Origin of the sequence: Pseudomonas sp. GD03944 (genome assembly GCF_029839275.1) — a bacterium.
Lineage (GTDB): Bacteria > Pseudomonadota > Gammaproteobacteria > Pseudomonadales > Pseudomonadaceae > Aquipseudomonas.
Genome location: NZ_JAOCAH010000017.1, coordinates 54,918 through 73,905, shown reverse-complemented (window position 1 = coordinate 73,905; position 18,988 = coordinate 54,918). Strand labels below are relative to the sequence as shown.

The window sequence follows — 18,988 nt, the reverse complement described above, 5'->3', positions numbered from 1 at the left end:
AATCCCGCCACTTTTTTGGCCCACCAGGGAGTCCCCCCAATGAGCTACAGCAAGATTCCAGCCGGCAAAGAGCTGCCGAACGACATCTACGTCGCCATCGAGATCCCGGCCAACCACGCGCCGATCAAATACGAGATCGATCACGACACCGACTGCCTGATGGTCGACCGTTTCATGGCCACCCCGATGTTCTACCCGGCCAACTACGGTTTCATCCCGCACACCCTGGCCGACGACGGTGATCCGCTGGACGTCCTGGTCGTGACCCCGTACCCGGTCGCCCCAGGTTCCGTGATCCGCGCCCGTCCGGTTGGCGTGCTGCACATGACCGACGAAGCCGGCGGTGACGCCAAGCTGATCGCCGTTCCGCACGACAAGCTGAGCCAGCTGTACGTGGACGTTAAGGAATACACCGACCTGCCTGCGCTGCTCCTGGAGCAAATCAAGCACTTCTTCGAGAACTACAAGGACCTCGAAAAAGGCAAGTGGGTCAAGGTTGAAGGCTGGGGCAACGCTGACGCCGCCCGCGCCGAAATCATCAAGGCAGCTGCGGCCTACCAAAAGTAAGCCACAGCTACCCCCTGAAAGCCGGCCACAAGCCGGCTTTTTTATTGCCTGCGATTTGCCCCGGACGCCCGTCGAACCCACAGGCCGAACGCGTTCTTTGGTCGGGCTTGGCTGACCGGACGGTCAGCCCGTATGCTCGCCTCTTTTTGGTGCGAGCCTGGCCCATGTCCCTAGCTGACCTGTTGTTGCTGATCGCCGCCGGTTTCGCGGCGGGCGGCATGAATGCCCTTGCCGGGGGCGGCACGTTCTTTTCCTTCCCCGCACTGCTCGCTGCCGGCCTGCCACCGGTGACCGCCAATGCGACCAATGCCGTCGCGCTCTGGCCCGCCAGCCTGGCGGGGGCCTGGGCGGCCCGCGAATCGCTGCGCCCCCTGGGCCGCTACCTGCTTCCGCTGTTGCTCGCCGGCTTGTGCGGCGGCCTGCTCGGCGGGCTGTTGCTGCTGGCCGGTGGCGATTCGGTGTTCGCCCTGCTGATTCCCTGGTTGCTGCTGGCGGCCACCGCCCTGTTCGCCGCGAGCCCCTGGCTGAGCCGCTGGCTGGCGGCGCGTCGCGCGGAAGCCCTGCACCCGCCCCATGGTCCGCTGTCACTCGGCGCGCACGTGGTGGTGTCGATCTATGGCGGCTACTTCGGCGCGGGCATGGGCATCCTGCAACTGGCGGCGTTTTCCATCGAGGGCCACCCCCTGGCCCGGGCCAACGCCCTGAAGAACCTGATTTCCGCCGTGATCTACAGCATCGCCACCGTCACTTTCGTGGTGGCCGGGCGGGTCAGCTGGTACGAGCTGGTCATCCTGCTGATCGGCGCCACCGTCGGCGGTTATGCCGGCGGCGCCCTGGGCCAGCGCCTGCCGCCGATATTCCTGCGCACCCTGGTGATCCTGGTCGGCAGCGGCATGACCCTGTACTACTTCTGGAAGACCTACGGCGCCGTTTGAACCGGGGCCCCGAGCGGCCCGCTGATTTGCCCGCGCGGCACGGCTCTGCTAGTGTCGCGCCCGTTCCGATGCCGCCGAGACCCACCGCCATGGCCCGTAAAAAAGCCACGCTCGACTTCGAGCAGTCCCTCACCGACTTGCAGAACCTGGTCGAACGCCTGGAAAACGGCGAACTGTCATTGGAAGACTCGCTGACCGCCTTCGAACAGGGCATCCGCCTGACCCGCGACTGCCAGGCCGCCCTGGCCCAGGCCGAGCAGAAGGTGCAGATCCTGCTGGAGCGCGATGGCGAGCTGGAGGAAGCCCCCTTCGACGCGGAACCCGAGGCATGATCGCGGCCTACCAGGCCCAGTGCCAGCGCCGCGTCGACGCCGCCCTCGACACGCTCTTCACCGCCCCGACCCCAGAGGTGGAACGCCTGTACAGCGCCATGCGCTACAGCGTGATGAACGGCGGCAAACGGGTTCGCCCGCTGCTGGCCTATGCCGCCTGCGAAGCCCTGGGCGGCGAAGCCGGCCAGGCCGATGGCGCCGCCTGCGCCGTCGAACTGATCCACGCCTATTCCCTGGTCCACGACGACCTGCCGGCCATGGACGACGACGACCTGCGCCGCGGCCAGCCGACCACCCACAAGGCCTTCGACGAGGCCAGTGCCATTCTCGCCGGCGACGGTCTGCAGAGCCTGGCGTTCGAGGCCCTGGCCGACGCCCGGCTCAACCCGGTCAACACCGACCTGCGCCTGGCCATGATCAGCACCCTGGCCCGCGCCGCCGGCCCGGCGGGCATGGTCGGTGGCCAGGCCATCGACCTCGGTGCCGTGGGCCGCAAGCTCGACCAGGCCGCCCTGGAATTCATGCACCGGCACAAGACCGGCGCACTGATCGAAGCCAGCGTGCGCCTCGGTGCCCTGGCCAGCGCCCGCGCCGACGAGCGCGCGCTGAATGCCCTGCACACCTACGCCCGGGCCATTGGCCTGGCGTTCCAGGTGCAGGACGACATCCTCGACGTCGAGAGCGATACCGCGACCCTCGGCAAGACCCAGGGCAAGGACCAGGCCAACGACAAGCCGACCTACCCGGCCCTGCTCGGCCTCGACGCGGCCAAGGCCTATGCCCTGGAGCTGCGCGACCAGGCCCTGCATGCGCTGCGCCCCTTCGACCACGCCGCCGAGCCGCTGCGTGAGCTGGCGCGCTACATCGTCGAACGGCGCAGCTGACGCCATCATCCGCAGACGCAGAGAGATGAAACGACCCCTGGCATCCGCCCTGCTCCTGCTCACCGCCAGCCAGGCGTGGGGCCTGGACGGCCAGGGCAACTCGGTCGATCGCTTCACGGTCGCCAGCAGCCTCGGCACCGCCGGCACCAGCGCCTCCACCAGTCAGGCGCTGACCCCATACGAACGCGCCCATGACGATGCCCTGGCCTACGTCGCCTCCGCGGGCGACATCCACGGCGCACACCTGCAAAGCGCGCTGCGTCACTACCGGCACGCCCACCCGCACACCACGCTGAGTGACATGCAACTGGCCCGGGCCATCGCCTCGATCCGATGACCGCCGCCCCGGCGTCATCACTCCGATCTATGGCCGCATGATCGCCACGTGAGGCTTGCTTTACCCCGGCGACCAGCCTTCTAAGATGGGCTCCATAACGACAAGACGTCTGGAGCCGCCATGCCCTTCCCCGCCCTGCTGATCGCCAACCGTGGCGAGATCGCCATCCGCATTGCCCAGGCCTGCGCCGATCTCGGCATCCGTTCGGTGGCGGTGTTCGCCGAAGACGACAGCGCCTGCCTGCATGTGCGCAAGGCCGATCTCGCCGTGCCGCTCGCCGGGCGTGGCGTTGCCGCCTACCTGGACATGGACCCGTTGATCGCCATCGCCCGCGAACAAGGCTGCGCGGCCATCCACCCCGGCTACGGTTTTCTCGCCGAGAACGCCGAGTTCGCCCGCCGTTGCCAGGCCGCCGGCCTGACCTTCGTCGGCCCGACGCCCGAAACGCTGCAGCTGTTCGGTGACAAGGCCGCCGCCCGTGCCCTGGCCGAGCGCTGTGCGGTGCCGCTGGTGCGCGGGATCAACCGCGCGATCACCCTGGACGAAGCCCGGGACTTCCTGCGCAGCCTCGGACCGGGAGGCGCGGTGATGCTCAAGGCCCTGGCCGGTGGCGGCGGACGCGGCATGCGCGCGGTGTTCGACGAGGCGTCCCTCGCCGAGGCCTACACCCGTTGCCAGTCGGAAGCCCGCGCCGCCTTCGGTGCCGACGGGCTGTACGTGGAGCAACTGGTGAGCGAGGCCCGGCACATCGAAATCCAGGTGATCGGTGACGGCAGCGGCGCGGTCAGCCACCTGTGGGAGCGCGATTGCAGCCTGCAGCGGCGCCAGCAGAAGCTGGTGGAAATCGCCCCCAGCCCCGGCCTGGACCCGGCCCTTCGCGAACCGATGATCGCCGCCGCCCTGAGCCTCGCCGCCGAGGTGCGCTACCAGGGCCTGGGCACCTTCGAGTTTCTGCTGGATACGCAACAGCCGGGGCGCTTCTATTTCATGGAAGCCAACCCGCGCATCCAGGTCGAGCACACCGTCACCGAGCAGGTCACCGGCGTCGACCTGCTGCACACCCAGCTGCGCCTGGCCGCCGGCAAGACGCTGGCCGAACTGGGCCTGACCCAGCCACCCCGGCTGAACGGCTGCGCGGTGCAGGTGCGGATCAACCTGGAAGGCATGGCCAGCGACGGCAGCACCCGCCCGGTAACCGGCGTGCTCAGTGCCTACGAGCCGCCCAGCGGGCCGGGCCTGCGCGTGGACGGCTGCGGCTACGCCGGCTACCCGTACAACCCCGGCTACGACTCGCTGCTGGCCAAGCTGATCAGCCATGGCCCGGATTACTCCGCCGCCCTGCACCGGGCCTACCGTGGCCTGTGCGAGTTCCGCCTGGAGGGCGTGGCGAGCAACCTGCACCTGCTGCAGACCCTGTTGCGCCTGCCGGAAGTCGCCGACAACCAGGTCAGCACCCGCTTCGTCGAGCACCACCTTGAGCGCTTGCTGGCTGCGCAGCCCCAGGCCCATGCGCACCTGTACTTCGCCCAGGCACCCGACGCGACCCGCGATAGCGCGCACACCGTCGATGCCCCACCCGGCTGCCTGGCGCAGACCACGCCGAGCACCGGCGTGGTGGTCAGTCTGGACGTGGCGGAAGGCGACGCGATCGCCGCCGGGCAACGGGTCGCCGTGCTCGAGGCGATGAAGATGGAATTCGAGATCAAGGCCAGCCACAGCGGCATCGTCCGCGCCCTGGCCGTGCAGCCGGGCCAGGCCGTGGGCGAAGGCCAGCCGCTGCTGTTCCTCGAACCCGCCGAAGTGGCTGGCGACCTGGCCCTGAGCGAAGAGCGCGTCGACCTCGATCACCTGCGCGCCGACCTGGCCGAAGTGCTCGAGCGCCACGCCATCACCCGCGACGCGCGCCGCCCCGAGGCCGTGGCCAAGCGACGCAAGACCGGCCAGCGCACCACCCGCGAGAACCTCGACGACCTGCTCGACGCCGGCAGCTTCATCGAATACGGCGCCCTGGCCCTGGCCGCCCAACGGCGCCGACGTTCAGCAGAAGAACTGATCGCCCAGAGCCCGGCCGACGGCCTGGTGGCGGGCCTGGGCACGGTGAACGCCGAGGACTTCGGCGACCAGGCCGCTCGCTGCATGGTCATCGCCTACGACTACACGGTGTTCGCCGGCACCCAGGGGGTGATGAACCACAAGAAGACCGACCGCATGCTGCAACTGGCCGAGCAATGGCGCCTGCCCCTGGTGCTGTTCGCCGAGGGCGGTGGCGGGCGGCCGGGCGATACCGACTTCGTCGGCGTGGCCGGCCTGGACTGCCACACCTTCGTCGCCATGGCGCGCCTGTCCGGGCAGGTGCCGCTGGTGGGCGTGGTGTCCGGTCGCTGCTTCGCCGGCAATGCCGCGCTGCTCGGCTGCTGCGACCTGATCATCGCCACCGACAACGCCAGCATCGGCATGGCGGGCCCGGCAATGATCGAGGGCGGCGGCCTGGGGCGTTTCACCCCGGAACAGGTCGGCCCGGTGAACGTGCAAGGCCCCAACGGGGTGATCGACGTGCAGGTCCGCGATGAAGCCGAAGCGGTGCGCGTGGCCAAGCAGTACCTGGGGTATTTCCAGGGCGAGCTGCCGGGCTGGCACTGCGCGGATCAGCGCGAGCTGCGGCAGCTGATTCCGGAGAACCGCCTGCGGGTCTACGACATCCGCCAGGTGATCCGCACCCTGGCCGACCAGGACTCGGTGCTGGAGCTGCGCCCGGGCTTCGCCCCCGGCCTGATCACCGCACTGATCCGCATCGAAGGCAAACCCTTCGGCCTGATCGCCAACAACCCGGCCCACCTGGGCGGCGCCATCGATGCCCAGGCCGGCGACAAGGCCGCGCGCTTCATGCAGCTGTGCAATGCGTTCGACCTGCCGATGGTCTCGCTCTGCGACACCCCGGGTTTCATGGTCGGCCCGGAGGCAGAGAAACAGGCCACGGTGCGCCACGTGTCGCGGATGTTCGTGGCAGCCGCCAGCCTGACGGTGCCGTTCTTCACCGTGGTGCTGCGCAAGGGCTACGGCCTGGGCGCCCAGGCCATGGCCGCCGGCAGCTTCCATTCGCCACTGTTCACCATCGCCTGGCCCAGCGGCGAGTTCGGCGCCATGGGCCTGGAAGGCGCGGTGCGCCTGGGCTTTGCCAAGGAGCTGGCGGCCCAGGAAGACCCGGCAGCCCGCCAGGCGCTGTTCGACAAGCTGGTGGCCAAGGCCTACCAGAACGGCAAGGCCATCAACATGGCCAGCTTCCTGGAGATCGACGCGGTGATCGACCCGCAGGAAACCCGGGCCTGGCTGGTGCGCGGACTCAATGCCGCCCCCCGCCCAGGCCCGCGCACCGGCGAAAAACGCCACCTGGACACCTGGTAGCCGGGCTTCGGCGCCTCGCCCGCTCGCGGTGAGGCGCTGAACTACCGTCGCCGCCGGACTGGTCGATGGGCGTTTTACGCAACGCCATGTTTGGGCAGTTTCCGGCGCATCGGGTAAACTGCCGAATCTTCTAATGCCTATAACGATTCGCCTGATGCCGACGACTTTCCATGAGATTCCCCGTGAGCGCCCGCAGACGCCGCTGCTAGACCGCGCCAACACGCCGGACGAGCTGCGCCGCCTGGGAGAGGCCGAGCTGGAAACCCTGGCCGATGAACTGCGCCAGTACCTGCTCTACACGGTCGGCCAGACCGGCGGCCACTTCGGCGCCGGCCTGGGGGTGATCGAACTGACCATCGCCCTGCACTACGTATTCGACACCCCGGATGATCGCCTGGTCTGGGACGTCGGCCACCAGGCCTATCCGCACAAGATTCTCACCGGCCGCCGCGAGCGCATGGGCAGCCTGCGCCAGAAGGACGGCGTCGCCGCCTTCCCGCGTCGCACCGAGAGCGAGTACGACACCTTCGGCGTCGGCCACTCCAGCACCAGCATCAGTGCCGCCCTCGGCATGGCCATCGCGGCCCGCCTGAGCGGCAGCAAGCGCAAGTCGGTGGCGGTGATCGGCGACGGCGCGCTGACCGCCGGCATGGCGTTCGAGGCCCTCAACCACGCCTCGGATGTCGGTGCCAACATGCTGGTGGTGCTCAACGACAACGACATGTCGATCTCGCGCAACGTCGGCGGCCTGTCCAACTACCTGGCCAAGATCCTCTCCAGCCGCACCTACGCCAGCATGCGCGAGGGCAGCAAGAAGGTGCTGTCGCGCCTGCCCGGCGCCTGGGAAATCGCCCGCAAGACCGAAGAACACGCCAAGGGCATGCTGGTCCCCGGCACCCTGTTCGAAGAGCTGGGCTGGAACTACATCGGCCCCATCGACGGCCACGACCTGCCCACCCTGCTGGCCACCCTGCGCAACATGCGCGACCTGGACGGCCCGCAGTTCCTGCATGTGGTGACCAAGAAGGGCAAGGGCTTCGCCCCGGCCGAGATCGACCCGATCGGCTACCACGCGATCACCAAGCTGGAGCCGATCAAGGCCAGCGCCGCCCAGGCCAAGCCGGCCTCCGGTCCCAAGTATTCCAGCGTGTTCGGCCAGTGGCTGTGCGACATGGCCGCCGAAGACCCGCGCCTGGTCGGCATCACCCCGGCGATGAAGGAAGGCTCGGACCTGGTGGCCTTCAGCGAACGCTACCCCGAGCGCTACTTCGACGTCGCCATCGCCGAGCAGCACGCGGTCACCCTGGCCGCCGGCATGGCCTGCGACGGCGTGAAACCGGTGGTGGCGATCTACTCCACCTTCCTGCAGCGCGCCTACGACCAGTTGATCCATGACGTGGCGGTCCAGCACCTCGACGTGCTGTTCGCCATCGACCGCGCCGGCCTGGTGGGCGAAGACGGCCCGACCCACGCCGGCAGCTTCGACCTCTCCTACCTGCGCTGCATCCCCGGCATGCTGGTGATGACCCCCAGCGACGAGAACGAACTGCGCCGCATGCTGACCACCGGCTACCTGTTCGATGGCCCGGCGGCCGTGCGCTACCCGCGCGGCAGTGGCCCGAACGCGCCGATCGACGCCGCCCTGCAACCGCTGGAAATCGGCAAGGGCGTGGTCCGCCGCGAAGGCCAGGGCGTGGCCCTGCTGGTGTTCGGCGTGCAGCTGAGCGAGGCGCTGAAGGTCGGCGAGACCCTGGATGCCACGGTGGTCGACATGCGCTTCGTCAAGCCGCTCGACGAAGCCCTGGTTCGCGACCTGGCGGCCCGCCACGGGTTGCTGGTGACCCTCGAGGAAAACAGCATCATGGGCGGCGCCGGCAGCGCGGTGAGTGAATTCCTCGCCCGCGAAGTCCTCGCCACGCCGGTGCTGCACCTGGGCCTGCCGGACTACTACGTCGAGCACGCCAAGCCGGCACAGATGCTCGCCGAATGTGGCCTGGACGAAGCCGGCATCGAAGCCGCGGTTCGCGCCCGCCTGGAGCGCCTCGCCCCCTGATGGCCCCTGGCCGTCACCTCGGCCCGTTTTTTGCTGTTGATCGTGCCTCACGGTTGAGCATTGACGGGTCGTCGGGAGACGGCCGGGAGCTCGTATGCCGTTGCGCAGTCACACAATGGATTTCAAGGGCCGCGAGCGACGCTGGCTGGGCAAGACTGGCAACCGCCTGGGTCGTCACGACAGTTAACCCGCTGCCTTCTATCCCAGCAGCGCCCCCTCAGCTTGCACTGCAGGCCATTGCGCACTAAGGTTCGCCGCATTCCATGACATCGCCCAGGGTGCGCCGCGCAAGCGGCGTTAAACGGGAAGCCGGTGCGCTCGCCAGAGCCAACCCGGCGCTGCCCCCGCAACGGTAATCGACGGCAAGCCCAGGCTTGCCACCCTGTCCAACCGCCACTGGGTTCACCCGGGAAGGCGGACAGGGGTCGAGAGCCCGGAGACCGGCCCTGGCGATTCGACCGATGCTGCGGAGGGCGGCGTGGTCAAGCGTCGGCCTGCCCGCGTTTGCCCCCTGCCCTCCTCGAAGCCTGCGATCTTTTGAGGACCCCCTTCCATGAAACACACGCCCCTGGCCCTGGCCACCGCCCTCAGCGCCTGCTCCGCCCTGGCCGACCCGGTGCTCCACGAGGCGTCGCCCCTGGTGATCACCTCGGGCCGCATCGCCGAACCCCAGCGGCAGGCCACCGCCGCCACCACGGTGTTCGAGCGCACGGACATCGAGCGCCTGCAAGTCAGCAGCGTGCCCGAGCTGCTCAGCCGCGTGCCCGGGGTGTCCATCGTGCAGAACGGCGGGCGCGGCAGCCTGACCAGCCTGTTCCTGCGCGGCGCCAACGCCAACCAGACCCTGGTGCTGGTCGACGGCGTGCGGCTCAACGCGGCGGCCAGCGGCCTGGCCCGCCTGGAGTTCCTCAGTCCCGAGCAGATCGAGCGCGTCGAAGTGGTCCGCGGCCCGCGCTCGGCGCTGTATGGCGCCGACGCCATTGGCGGCGTGATCCAGATCTTCACCCGCCGTGGCAGCGAGGGGCTGCAGCCGCGCCTGCGTCTGGCCGCCGGCACCCAGCAGACCTTCGAGCGCAGCCTGGGCCTGTCGGGCGGCGATGAGCGCACCCGCTTCGACCTCGGTGCCAGCCTGGTGGAAGGTGCCGGCTTCGACCGCTCCCAGGACAGCCGCGGCCTCGACGCCGACCACGACGGCCTGCGGCGCAAGGCCTTCAACCTGAACCTGGAGCACCGCTTCAACGACCAACTGACGGCGGGCCTGACGCTGCTCGACCAGCGGGGCGAAAGCGAATACGACGACCTGTTCAGCTTCGCGCCGGGCAACCCCAGCGAGCGTTTCAGCGTCTCCAGCGCCGCCGCCCACCTGGAGGCCCAACTCAGCGAGCGCTGGACCAGCCGCCTGGAAATCGGCCACAGCGAGGACAAGAGCGAGAACCGCGACCCGGTCAACGCCGACAACAACTACGCGTTCAACACCTACCGTGACAGCGTCGGCTGGCTGAACACCCTGCAACTGAGCGACACCCAGCAGGTCCTGGTGGGCCTGGACTGGTACGAGGACCGCCTGGGCACCGATGCCGATTTCAGCCAGAACGAACGCTGGAACCAGGCCGCGTTCATCCAGCACCGCTACCGCGGCGACGGCTTCGCCACCGAGCTGGGCCTGCGCCACGACGACAACGAGCAGTTCGGCAGCGAGAACACCTGGAACGCGGCCCTGACCCTGGACCTGGCCGAACGCCTGGAGCTGGTGCTGAGCTACGGTGAAGGCTTCCACGCCCCCACCTTCAACGACCTCTACTACCCCACCAGCGCCTTCTACGGCGGCAACCCGGACCTCGAGGCCGAACGCTCCAGGACCTACGAAGTGCAGCTGCGCGGCGATCACCTGGACACGCGCTGGAGCCTGTCGGCCTACCGTACCGAGGTGAAGGACCTGATCAGCGTGGTCAGCGATCCGACGACCTTCTTCAGCACCCCGATGAACGTCAACCAGGCCCGCCTGCAGGGCATGGAGCTCGAACTCGAACGGGAGCTGTTCGGCTGGCAGGCGACCCTGGGCGCCAGCCTGCTCGACCCGCGCGACCGCGACAGCGGCCACACCCTGCCGCGCCGGGCCAAACGCAGCCTGAGTCTGGACCTGGATCGGCGGTTCGGTGCCTTCGGCGCGGGCCTCAGCTGGCAGGCGTTCTCCGGCCGCTACGACGACGCGGCCAACAGCCGCGAGATCGCCGGCTACGGCCTGCTCGGCGCCCGCGCCAGCTGGCAGATGAACGAGGCGCTGCAATGGCAGGTGAAGGTCGACAACCTGCTGGACAAGGATTACTCCCAGGCGCTGTACAGCCGCCCGGACGATGCGTTCTTCAGCAGTGTCGAGTACTACGGCTACCGCGAAGAGGGCCGCAGCGCCCTGCTCTCGCTGACCTGGACGCCGCAGCTCTAAGTGCGCGCCACGTAGGGTGGGTTAGCGGCGCGGCACGCCAACCTTGCAGGCGCGGGATGAACGTGGAGCGCCGCGTAACCCACCAGGCGATGGATCGCGCTGCACGGTGGTGGGTTACGCCGCATCAAGCAAAGAGAATCAACCAACCACCGCGACAAGCGGCTAACCCACCCTACAGGAGCGGTGCGCTTCCTGTGGCGCTAACGCGCCTCCACCATACGCTCACATAGCCGCTCAATGGCCTCCAGCATCTGCCGGCTGGGCCTTTCCAACCCTTTGTCCGGTACCGCCCACACCTGCCCCAGACGTACCGCGTGCAACTGCGGCCAAGCCTGCCAGACCTCCAGTTCGGCATGGCTGCCGCCGAGAATCACGTCCGGGTCACGCGCCAACACCGCTTCGACGCTGACCTGAGGCGCCGGCTGCGGCAGGTCATCGAACAGGTTGCGTGCACCGCACACCTGCAAGGCATCGCCGATCAGTTGCCGGCCCCCAATGGTGTAAAGCGGCTGATGCCAGATCTGGTAGAACACCGTGAGCGGCTGATCGCGTCGGTAGCGTTGGCGCAACCTGTCCAGATCGTTCCGAAACGCGGCGGCCAGTTGCTCGCCCCGCTCCGTGCGGCCAATTCGCTGGCCAATGCGCACGAACGCATCGCCGAGCTGCTCGAGGCGCTGCGGCTCGACAATCATCAGATCGATACCTAACCCCCGCAACTGCGCCTGTTGCGCCGGCGGCACGCTGCCCGGCGCGATCAGGATCAGATCCGGCGCCAGCTGCAGCAGACGTTCGAACTCCAGCTGGCCATAACGACCGACAGTAGGCAGGTGCGCCAGTGCCGCGGGGCGCTCATCCCCGTCGAGCACACCGACCAACTGATCGGCCGCATCCAGATCGAGCATGATTTCACTCAGCGAAGGCGCCAGGCTCACCACCCGCTCCACCGCCTGCGCCGAGCAGGACAGGAGAGCGAGCAGGCACGCGCAGAGGCGGAGCATCAGGCCAGCTGGCGAGGAATGCGGTAGAGGTAGAGCAGGACGACGCTGGACAGCGCCAGGAGAATCAGGGGGATGGCTTCCAGCCCGGCAAACACCGCGATGGCGGCGATCCAGGCCGGCAGCCCGGCGCCCAGGAAGGCCAGGCGGCGGCGATTGGCCAGTTCCAGCCAGGCTGCGGGCTCATCCGGGGTGTCGAGGGCTTTTTGGGTGTCGATCAGGGCGCGCTTGTAGCCACTGAACAGCGGCAGGCTGACGAACATCGAGGCCATGCCGGCGACGAACAGCGGCATGGCCAGGACGCCGAGCTGGCGGTTATCGCCGAACAGCAGGTTGAGCACGAACAGCGGTGCCAGGGTCAGGCCCAACTGCCGCCACCAGACGAGCGCCAGGCGGCGCCGGACCTCGTTGCGTGTCACACCTCGACCTCACCCTGGTGCAGGCTGCCGAGCATGTGCCCGAGCTTGCCGGCCTTGGTCGCCAGGTACTTCTTGTTGTGCGGGTTGTGGCCGATCTGCAGCGGCACGCGCTTGGCCACCGGGATGCCCATGTCGCCCAGCGCCTTGACCTTACGCGGGTTGTTGGTCATCAGGTTGAGGCTGCTGATGCCCAGGTGTTCGAGCATCGGCAGGCAGATCGCGTAGTCACGCTGGTCGGCACCGAAGCCCAGGCGCTCGTTGGCCTCGACGGTGTCGGCGCCGCCGTCCTGCAGTTCGTAGGCGCGGATCTTGTTCAGCAGGCCGATGCCACGGCCTTCCTGGCGCAGGTACAGCAGCACGCCGCGGCCTTCGCTGGCGATGGCACGCAGGGCTGCTTCGAGCTGGAAGCCGCAGTCGCAACGCAGGCTGAACAGCGCATCGCCGGTCAGGCATTCCGAATGCAGGCGCCCCAGGACCGGCTCACCATTGGCCACGTCGCCGTAGGTCAGCGCGACATGCTCCTTGCCCGTGGCCTTTTCGAGAAAGCCATGCATGGTGAACACGCCGAACGGCGTGGGCAGTTGGGAGGCGGCGACGAAAACGACAGGCACCGGATGCTCCTAGAAAGTGGGTAAGGGGCTGAAGATCACGAGGGCCGCATTGTAACAGCAGCCCTGGCCAACCGGTCAGACAGAATTACCGATGAAAAGGATCGAAAACGTCCTCAGTGCTTGGATTCCAGCACCAGCGCATCCTGGTCGACACGCCAGCCGACGCGGTTCAGGAAGCTCATGCCGAGCAGGGCTTCGGTGGGCGAGTTGCCTTCCAGCACCACGGCCTCGACACCCAGCAGTTCCAGGCTGCCGACCTTGACGCTGTTGAGGTTGACCCGCCAGCCACGCACGGTGCCGCTGGCGGTGCTGACCTGCAGCGGGCGGCCGGTGACGCGGTAATCGATGCCCAGGCGCCGGGCGTGGCCGTCATTCAGGGCCACGGAGGTGGCGCCGGTGTCCACCAGGAACTGCACCGGGTGGCCATTCACCGAGCCGGCCACCCAGTAGTGACCGCCAATGCCCTTGGCAATGCTCAGCTGCTGTCGGCTGGCCTCGGCGAAGCCATTGCTGTACTCGCGGCTCAGCGGGTAGCTGCGCTCCACGCCGTCCACGCGCAGCACCGCGCTGCGGCTGTCGGCACTGACCACCACCACGCCACCCGGACCGGCCTGTCCGACCCTGACCAGTTTGCGCTGGCCATCGACATTGATCACGGCAGCGCCGGGGAAGAGACCGACCACCAGCACCTGCGAGGCTGCCAGGACGCTTTCGGCAGCGACCAGCACGACACCGGCACACAACAAGGCGAATCCACGCATCGAGCTTCTCGCACCTACTCAGTCAAAGGGATACGGCTGCTGCCACTGGACGAACAGGGGACGCAGGCTGCCACGGGCGACCAGTTCATCCATACGCCGGTCGTACAGCTCCATCAGCTTCTGGCCACGGGGCGTGTCCGCGAAGCCCAGGTAGAGCGGCAGGCGCGTCAGGTCGGTGATGCGGTAGCGGCTCGGATCGGCGGCCGTTTCCAGTACATCGTCGACCTCAGTGCGCGCATCGATGTAGAAGTCCGCATGGTCGTGGTTCAGCATGCCAAGGATACCGCTACGTCGCTGAACTTCCTGGTAGCGCTTCAAATTTGGCAGATACCGCTGGTAGGCGTAGCCGCGCACCCAGACCAGGCGGTAATCCTCCAGAGAGTCCAGCCGGGGCGTCGGTTTGTCGAGCAGCCCGAGCGCGCTGATCTGGTCCGCGTCGTAGTGCCAGCGCGGATAGCGCACGCCGCTCTCGATCTCGTTGAGATAGGAGCCGACCCAGGCATCGGCCTCGCCCCGCTGCACCAGGCCGATGGCCCGGGTGTAGGGAACGCTCTGCATCTCCAGCTTGATGTCGAGGGGCTCGAACACCTCGCGCAGCAGGTCCCACGCCAGCCCGGAGCCATCGGCGTGGGTGTAGTCGGCCCAGACCTCGCTGGCCAGGCGCACTTCCTTGGGCATGGCCGACTCGGCCTGCGCGGTGTTCCCGACCAGCAGTGCAAGCAGCAAGACCCGCCACCAGACAACCATAACCACCCTCTGCACGTCTCCACAGCAGGTGCCAATCGACAACGACCTGATCGCCACGCTAGAAACCCAACCCCGAAGCCAGGCCGTTGGCCCAGCCCCACACCACCACCTGCATGGCCAGCCAGGCGAAGACACCGGCCAGCACGTCATCGATCATGATGCCGACGCCGCCGTGCACATGCCGATCGAGCCAGCGGATCGGCCATGGCTTGAGAATGTCGAACAGGCGGAACATCAGGAAGCCTAGCAGCAACCAGCCCCACCCTTCCGGCACCAGCCAGAGGGTGATCCACATGCCGACCATTTCATCCCAGACGATGCCTTCGTGGTCGTGCACCCGCAGGTCTTCGGCAACCTTGCCGCACAGCCAGAAGCCGAACAGCATGGTGATCCCGAGCATCAGCCAGTAGCCCCAGTCCGGCAGCATCTGCCACAGCGGGATGAATGGCAGCGCCACCAGCGAACCCCAGGTCCCGGGCGCCTTGGGCAAGGTACCGGAGCCGAAGCCGAAGGCTAGGAAATGCCAGGGGTTGGTCCATACCGACGGCGGTATTGGCTTCGAATCAGTCACCACGACTCCCAAAATGTTGATAGCCCCGAGCCGGCGGCTGGATGCAATGCCCATGTTCGTCGAGCAGGTCGACGCCGGCGCCGGCCTCGACACGGCCCACCACATGCACCGGCCAGCCCGCGGCCTGCAGGGGCTCGACGGCCTCCGCCGGCAGGGTATAGGCCAGGCGGTAGTCGTCGCCACCGCCCAACGCACAAGCACGGGCATGCGCCTCGCCACACAGCGCCAGTAGCGCGGTAGACAGCGGCACACGCGATTGTTCGATACACAATTTCACCCCGGAAGCCTGGGCGATATGACCACAGTCAGCCAGCAGGCCATCGGAGATGTCCAGCGCCGCAGTGGCCTTGCCGAGCAGCGCCTGTCCCAGTGCCAGCTGCGGCTGCGGCGACCAGTAACGGGCCAGCAGCGGGTCGGCGACGGCAGGATCGGCCGTCAGGGTGCCCAGCACCAGCGGCAGCGCCCCGGCGGCATCGCCCAGCTCACCGCCCACGCACAGCAGATCGCCAACGCGGGCGCCCCGACGGGTCAGGGCCTGCCCCCGCGGTACACGACCGAACACGGTGAACGTCAGGCTCAGCGGCCCGCGGGTGGTGTCCCCGCCGACCAGGCGAATCCCGCATTGCCCGGCCATGCGTTCCAGGCCGGCGGCGAACGCCTCCAGCCACGCGGCATCCGCCGTGGGCAGGGTCAGGGCCAGGGTGAAACCGATAGGGGTCGCGCCCATGGCCGCCAGGTCGCTGACCGAGACGGCCAGGCCACGCATGGCCAGCAGAAAGGGGTCGGCCCCCTGGGGAACATGCACCCCGTCGACCAGGGTGTCGGTGGAAACCGCCAGTTGCTGGTCGGCAGCCAGTTCGAGCAGGGCGCAGTCGTCGCCGATGCCGAGGGCGACGCCTTCGCCACCCCGCGCACAAGGCGCGGCAGCGAAGTACTGGCGAATCAGCTCGAACTCACCCACCGCATGTGCTCCACGAAAAGCCGGCGGCATGCGGCACGGTGCCACCGTGCGCGCCGGCGTGACGGGGAGAACCCGGGCAGGTGTTCACCGCGGCATCAGCGCTTGTGGGCGCTAACTTCTGCGGCGCGCAGCTGCGGCGCCAGTTTGTCGAGCACGCCGTTGACGAACTTGTGCCCGTCGGTGGCGCCGAAGACCTTGGCCAGTTCGATGCCCTCGTTGATGACCACGCGGTACGGGACATCGATGCGGTTTTTCAGCTCGTAGGTGGACAGGCGCAGGATGGACAGCTCGACCGGGTCGATCTCGTCCAGCGGGCGATCCAGCAGCGGCTGGAAGGCGCCGTCGATCTCGGTCTTCTGACGCGGCACGCCGTGCAGGATCTCGTGGAAATACGCACCGTCGACCTTGCTGAAATCGTTATCGACGCGGAACTGCGCTTCGATCTCGTTCAGCGGCTGACCGGCGATGTGCCACGAATACAGGGCCTGCATGGCCAGCGTACGCGCTTCGCGACGGGCCAGGGTCTTGCCGCTCGGTGCTTTGGGGCCCTTCGGCGGCTGACTGGAATTCTGGCTCACTTGGCCTCCAACTGCGCCAGCAGGCTGACCATTTCCAGGGCGGACAGGGCAGCTTCGGCACCTTTGTTGCCGGCCTTGGTGCCGGAACGCTCGATGGCTTGCTCGATGGAGTCCACGGTCAGCACGCCGAAGGAAACCGGCACGCCGAATTCCATGGACACCTGGGCCAGGCCCTTGGTGCATTCGCCAGCGACGTATTCGAAGTGCGGGGTACCGCCACGGATGACCGCACCCAGGGCGATGATGGCGTCGAACTCGCTGCGCTGTGCGACTTTCTGCGCGACCAGCGGAATTTCGAAGGCACCCGGGGCACGGATGATGGTGATGTCGCTTTCGCTCACGCCGTGGCGAACCAGGGCGTCAACGGCGCCGCTTACCAGGCTTTCGACGACGAAGCTGTTGAAGCGGCCGACCACCAGGGCAAAGCGGCCTTTGGGGGCGATGAAGGTACCTTCGATGGTCTTCAGGGTCATAACGAGTTCTCACAGGGTTTAAAGAGCCAGGGCGCGCATCGGGCGCGCCCTGAAAAGGGTTGTCGCTTGGGGCTGCGCCCACGCCCGGTCAAGCGGGCAGGTATTCTACAACTTCCAGGTCGAAACCGGATATTGCATTGAACTTCATCGGCGAGCTCATCAGGCGCATCTTGCGCACGCCGAGGTCGCGCAGAATCTGCGAGCCGGCGCCCACGGTGCTGTAGGTGGTCGGGTTGGCGACCTTCGCCTCGTTGCCCAGCTGGCGCTCCAGGTGCGCCAGCAGGTCCGGGCCGGTCAGCGGGTTGCCCAGCAGCAGCACCACGCCGCTGCCGTCCTTGGCCACTTCGGCCATGGCAGCACGCAGGCTCCAGCGCCCCGGCTGCTTGACCATGAACAGGTCGCGCAGCGGGTCCATGTTGTGCACGCGCACCAGGGTCGCCTCTTCCGGGCAGATTTCACCCAGGGTCAGGGCCATGTGCACGTCGCCTTCGACGGCGTCGCGGTAGGTCACCAGGTTGAACTGGCCCAGCTCGCTGTCCAGGACCTGCTCGCTGACGCGCTCGACCGTGCGCTCGTGGATCAGGCGGTAGTGGATCAGGTCGGCGATGGTGCCGATCTTGATGCCGTGCTCCTGGGCGAAGACTTCCAGTTCCGGGCGACGGGCCATGGTGCCGTCGTCGTTCATGATTTCGCAGATCACCCCGCTCGGCTCGAACCCGCCCATGCGCGCCAGGTCGCAGGCCGCCTCGGTGTGGCCGGCACGGGCCAGCACACCGCCGGGCTGGGCCATCAGCGGGAAGATGTGGCCCGGGCTGACGATGTCATCGGCCTTGGCGTTGCGGGCGGCGGCGGCCTGCACGGTACGGGCGCGGTCAGCGGCGGAAATGCCGGTGGTGACGCCTTCGGCCGCTTCGATGGAGACGGTGAACTTGGTGCCGAAGCCGGAACCGTTGCGCGGCGCCATCAGCGGCAGCTTGAGGGTTTCGCAGCGCTCGCGGGTCATCGGCATGCAGATCAGGCCACGGGCGAAACGCGCCATGAAGTTGATGTGTTCGGCGGTCACGCATTCCGAGGCGATGATCAGGTCGCCCTCGTTCTCGCGGTCCTCGTCATCCATGAGGATGACCATCTTGCCGGCGCGGATGTCTTCAACCAGTTCTTCGATGCTATTGAGTGCCATGCGGGCAATTCCTTAATGCTTCATGTAGCCGTGTTCGGCCAGAAAACTTTCGGTGACGCCGGAGGACTTCGGGTCGGCGGCCTTGTCGCCGAGCAGCAGGCGCTCGAGGTAGCGCGCCAGCAGGTCCACTTCGAGGTTCACCTGACGTCCAGGACGGTAGTCGGCCATGATGGTTTCGGCCAGCGTGTGCGGCACGATGGTCAGCTCGAATTCGGCGCCATTCACCGCATTGACCGTGAGGCTGGTGCCATCGACGGTGATCGAGCCCTTGTGCGCGATGTACTTGGCCAGCTCGCGGGGGGCGCGAATCCGGAATTGCACGGCGCGGGCATTGTCCTCGCGGGCAATCACTTCGCCGACGCCATCGACGTGACCGCTGACCAGGTGGCCGCCGAGGCGGGTGGTCGGGGTCAGGGCCTTCTCCAGGTTGACCGGGCTGCCGGGCTTGAGGTCGATGAAGGCGGTGCGGGCCAGCGTCTCGCGGCTCACGTCGGCCCAGAAGCCGTCGCCGGGAAGCTCTACGGCGGTGAGGCAGACACCGTTCACGGCGATGCTGTCGCCGAGCTTCACGTCAGCCAGGTCGAGCTTGCCGGTGGCGACATAGACGCGCACATCGCCGCCCTTGGGCGTCAGCGCGCGGATGGAACCGATGGATTCGATTATGCCGGTGAACATGCGCCCTCCGGTGTGCACTGCATTGAGGTGTTGAACAGCATGGATGAACTCCTGTTTTGGTCAA

General features: G+C 67.6%; 19 protein-coding genes and 1 riboswitch. Of the genes, 8 read left to right on the top strand and 11 right to left on the bottom strand.

The features are described 5' to 3' along the window. Positions 1-39 precede the first annotated feature (39 nt). The 8 genes from ppa (at position 40) to N5C28_RS21310 (ending at position 10,953) form a co-directional block, all read left to right on the top strand. On the top strand, positions 40-567 hold the full coding sequence (gene ppa, locus N5C28_RS21345) for an inorganic diphosphatase (protein WP_279825326.1): 528 nt from the start codon (positions 40-42) through the stop codon (positions 565-567). Positions 568-731: 164 nt separating this feature from the next. Then, positions 732-1,502 (top strand): sulfite exporter TauE/SafE family protein, encoded by a 771-nt coding sequence (locus N5C28_RS21340; RefSeq protein ID WP_279825325.1) that lies wholly within the window; start codon positions 732-734, stop codon positions 1,500-1,502. Positions 1,503-1,591: 89 nt separating this feature from the next. Then, on the top strand, positions 1,592-1,834 hold the full coding sequence (locus N5C28_RS21335; protein ID WP_279825323.1) for an exodeoxyribonuclease VII small subunit: 243 nt from the start codon (positions 1,592-1,594) through the stop codon (positions 1,832-1,834). Next, complete coding sequence (ispA, locus tag N5C28_RS21330) at positions 1,831-2,718, top strand: (2E,6E)-farnesyl diphosphate synthase (protein ID WP_279825322.1); 888 nt, start codon at positions 1,831-1,833, stop codon at positions 2,716-2,718. Before N5C28_RS21335 ends, ispA begins: the two co-directional genes overlap by 4 nt. 25 nt (positions 2,719-2,743) lie before the next feature. Continuing rightward, the gene (locus N5C28_RS21325; protein WP_279825320.1) at positions 2,744-3,055 is read left to right on the top strand and encodes a DUF2388 domain-containing protein; all 312 of its coding nucleotides are present in this window, start codon (positions 2,744-2,746) and stop codon (positions 3,053-3,055) included. 120 nt (positions 3,056-3,175) lie between these two features. Next, positions 3,176-6,457, top strand: a complete 3,282-nt coding sequence (locus tag N5C28_RS21320; protein ID WP_279825318.1) for a carboxyl transferase domain-containing protein — start codon at positions 3,176-3,178, stop codon at positions 6,455-6,457. Between the two features lie 154 nt (positions 6,458-6,611). Then, entirely contained in the window at positions 6,612-8,510 is a 1,899-nt protein-coding gene (gene dxs / locus N5C28_RS21315) for a 1-deoxy-D-xylulose-5-phosphate synthase (RefSeq protein ID WP_279825317.1), read from the top strand. A gap of 259 nt (positions 8,511-8,769) precedes the next feature. Then, a riboswitch (cobalamin riboswitch) is annotated at positions 8,770-8,974 on the top strand. A gap of 89 nt (positions 8,975-9,063) precedes the next feature. After that, entirely contained in the window at positions 9,064-10,953 is a 1,890-nt protein-coding gene (locus tag N5C28_RS21310; RefSeq protein WP_279825315.1) for a TonB-dependent receptor, read from the top strand. Positions 10,954-11,153: 200 nt separating this feature from the next. Here N5C28_RS21310 and N5C28_RS21305 read toward each other — a convergent pair whose 3' ends face one another. From N5C28_RS21305 to N5C28_RS21255, 11 genes are all read right to left on the bottom strand, one after another. Further along, the gene (locus tag N5C28_RS21305; protein ID WP_279825314.1) at positions 11,154-11,951 is read right to left on the bottom strand and encodes a cobalamin-binding protein; all 798 of its coding nucleotides are present in this window, start codon (positions 11,949-11,951) and stop codon (positions 11,154-11,156) included. After that, entirely contained in the window at positions 11,951-12,367 is a 417-nt protein-coding gene (locus N5C28_RS21300; RefSeq protein ID WP_279825313.1) for an MFS transporter, read from the bottom strand. The genes N5C28_RS21305 and N5C28_RS21300 overlap by 1 nt, the downstream gene beginning before the upstream one ends. Next, the gene (gene ribA, locus N5C28_RS21295; RefSeq protein ID WP_279825311.1) at positions 12,364-12,978 is read right to left on the bottom strand and encodes a GTP cyclohydrolase II; all 615 of its coding nucleotides are present in this window, start codon (positions 12,976-12,978) and stop codon (positions 12,364-12,366) included. Before ribA ends, N5C28_RS21300 begins: the two co-directional genes overlap by 4 nt. Positions 12,979-13,091: 113 nt before the next feature. Then, the gene (locus N5C28_RS21290; protein ID WP_279825310.1) at positions 13,092-13,739 is read right to left on the bottom strand and encodes a TIGR02281 family clan AA aspartic protease; all 648 of its coding nucleotides are present in this window, start codon (positions 13,737-13,739) and stop codon (positions 13,092-13,094) included. An 18-nt stretch (positions 13,740-13,757) separates the two neighbouring features. Then, a complete protein-coding gene (locus N5C28_RS21285) occupies positions 13,758-14,486 on the bottom strand; it encodes a transporter substrate-binding domain-containing protein (RefSeq protein WP_279825308.1) in 729 nt (242 codons plus the stop codon). A gap of 58 nt (positions 14,487-14,544) precedes the next feature. Continuing rightward, positions 14,545-15,057, bottom strand: a complete 513-nt coding sequence (locus N5C28_RS21280) for a phosphatidylglycerophosphatase A (protein ID WP_279825307.1) — start codon at positions 15,055-15,057, stop codon at positions 14,545-14,547. After that, positions 15,050-16,018 (bottom strand): thiamine-phosphate kinase, encoded by a 969-nt coding sequence (gene thiL / locus N5C28_RS21275; protein ID WP_279825305.1) that lies wholly within the window; start codon positions 16,016-16,018, stop codon positions 15,050-15,052. Before thiL ends, N5C28_RS21280 begins: the two co-directional genes overlap by 8 nt. 95 nt (positions 16,019-16,113) lie before the next feature. Further along, positions 16,114-16,596, bottom strand: a complete 483-nt coding sequence (nusB, locus tag N5C28_RS21270) for a transcription antitermination factor NusB (RefSeq protein ID WP_279825304.1) — start codon at positions 16,594-16,596, stop codon at positions 16,114-16,116. Then, a complete protein-coding gene (gene ribE, locus N5C28_RS21265; protein WP_279825303.1) occupies positions 16,593-17,069 on the bottom strand; it encodes a 6,7-dimethyl-8-ribityllumazine synthase in 477 nt (158 codons plus the stop codon). The genes nusB and ribE overlap by 4 nt, the downstream gene beginning before the upstream one ends. An 88-nt stretch (positions 17,070-17,157) precedes the next feature. After that, the gene (ribBA, locus tag N5C28_RS21260; protein ID WP_279825302.1) at positions 17,158-18,249 is read right to left on the bottom strand and encodes a bifunctional 3,4-dihydroxy-2-butanone-4-phosphate synthase/GTP cyclohydrolase II; all 1,092 of its coding nucleotides are present in this window, start codon (positions 18,247-18,249) and stop codon (positions 17,158-17,160) included. Positions 18,250-18,261: 12 nt separating this feature from the next. After that, entirely contained in the window at positions 18,262-18,924 is a 663-nt protein-coding gene (locus N5C28_RS21255) for a riboflavin synthase (RefSeq protein ID WP_279825301.1), read from the bottom strand. Positions 18,925-18,988 lie beyond the last annotated feature (64 nt).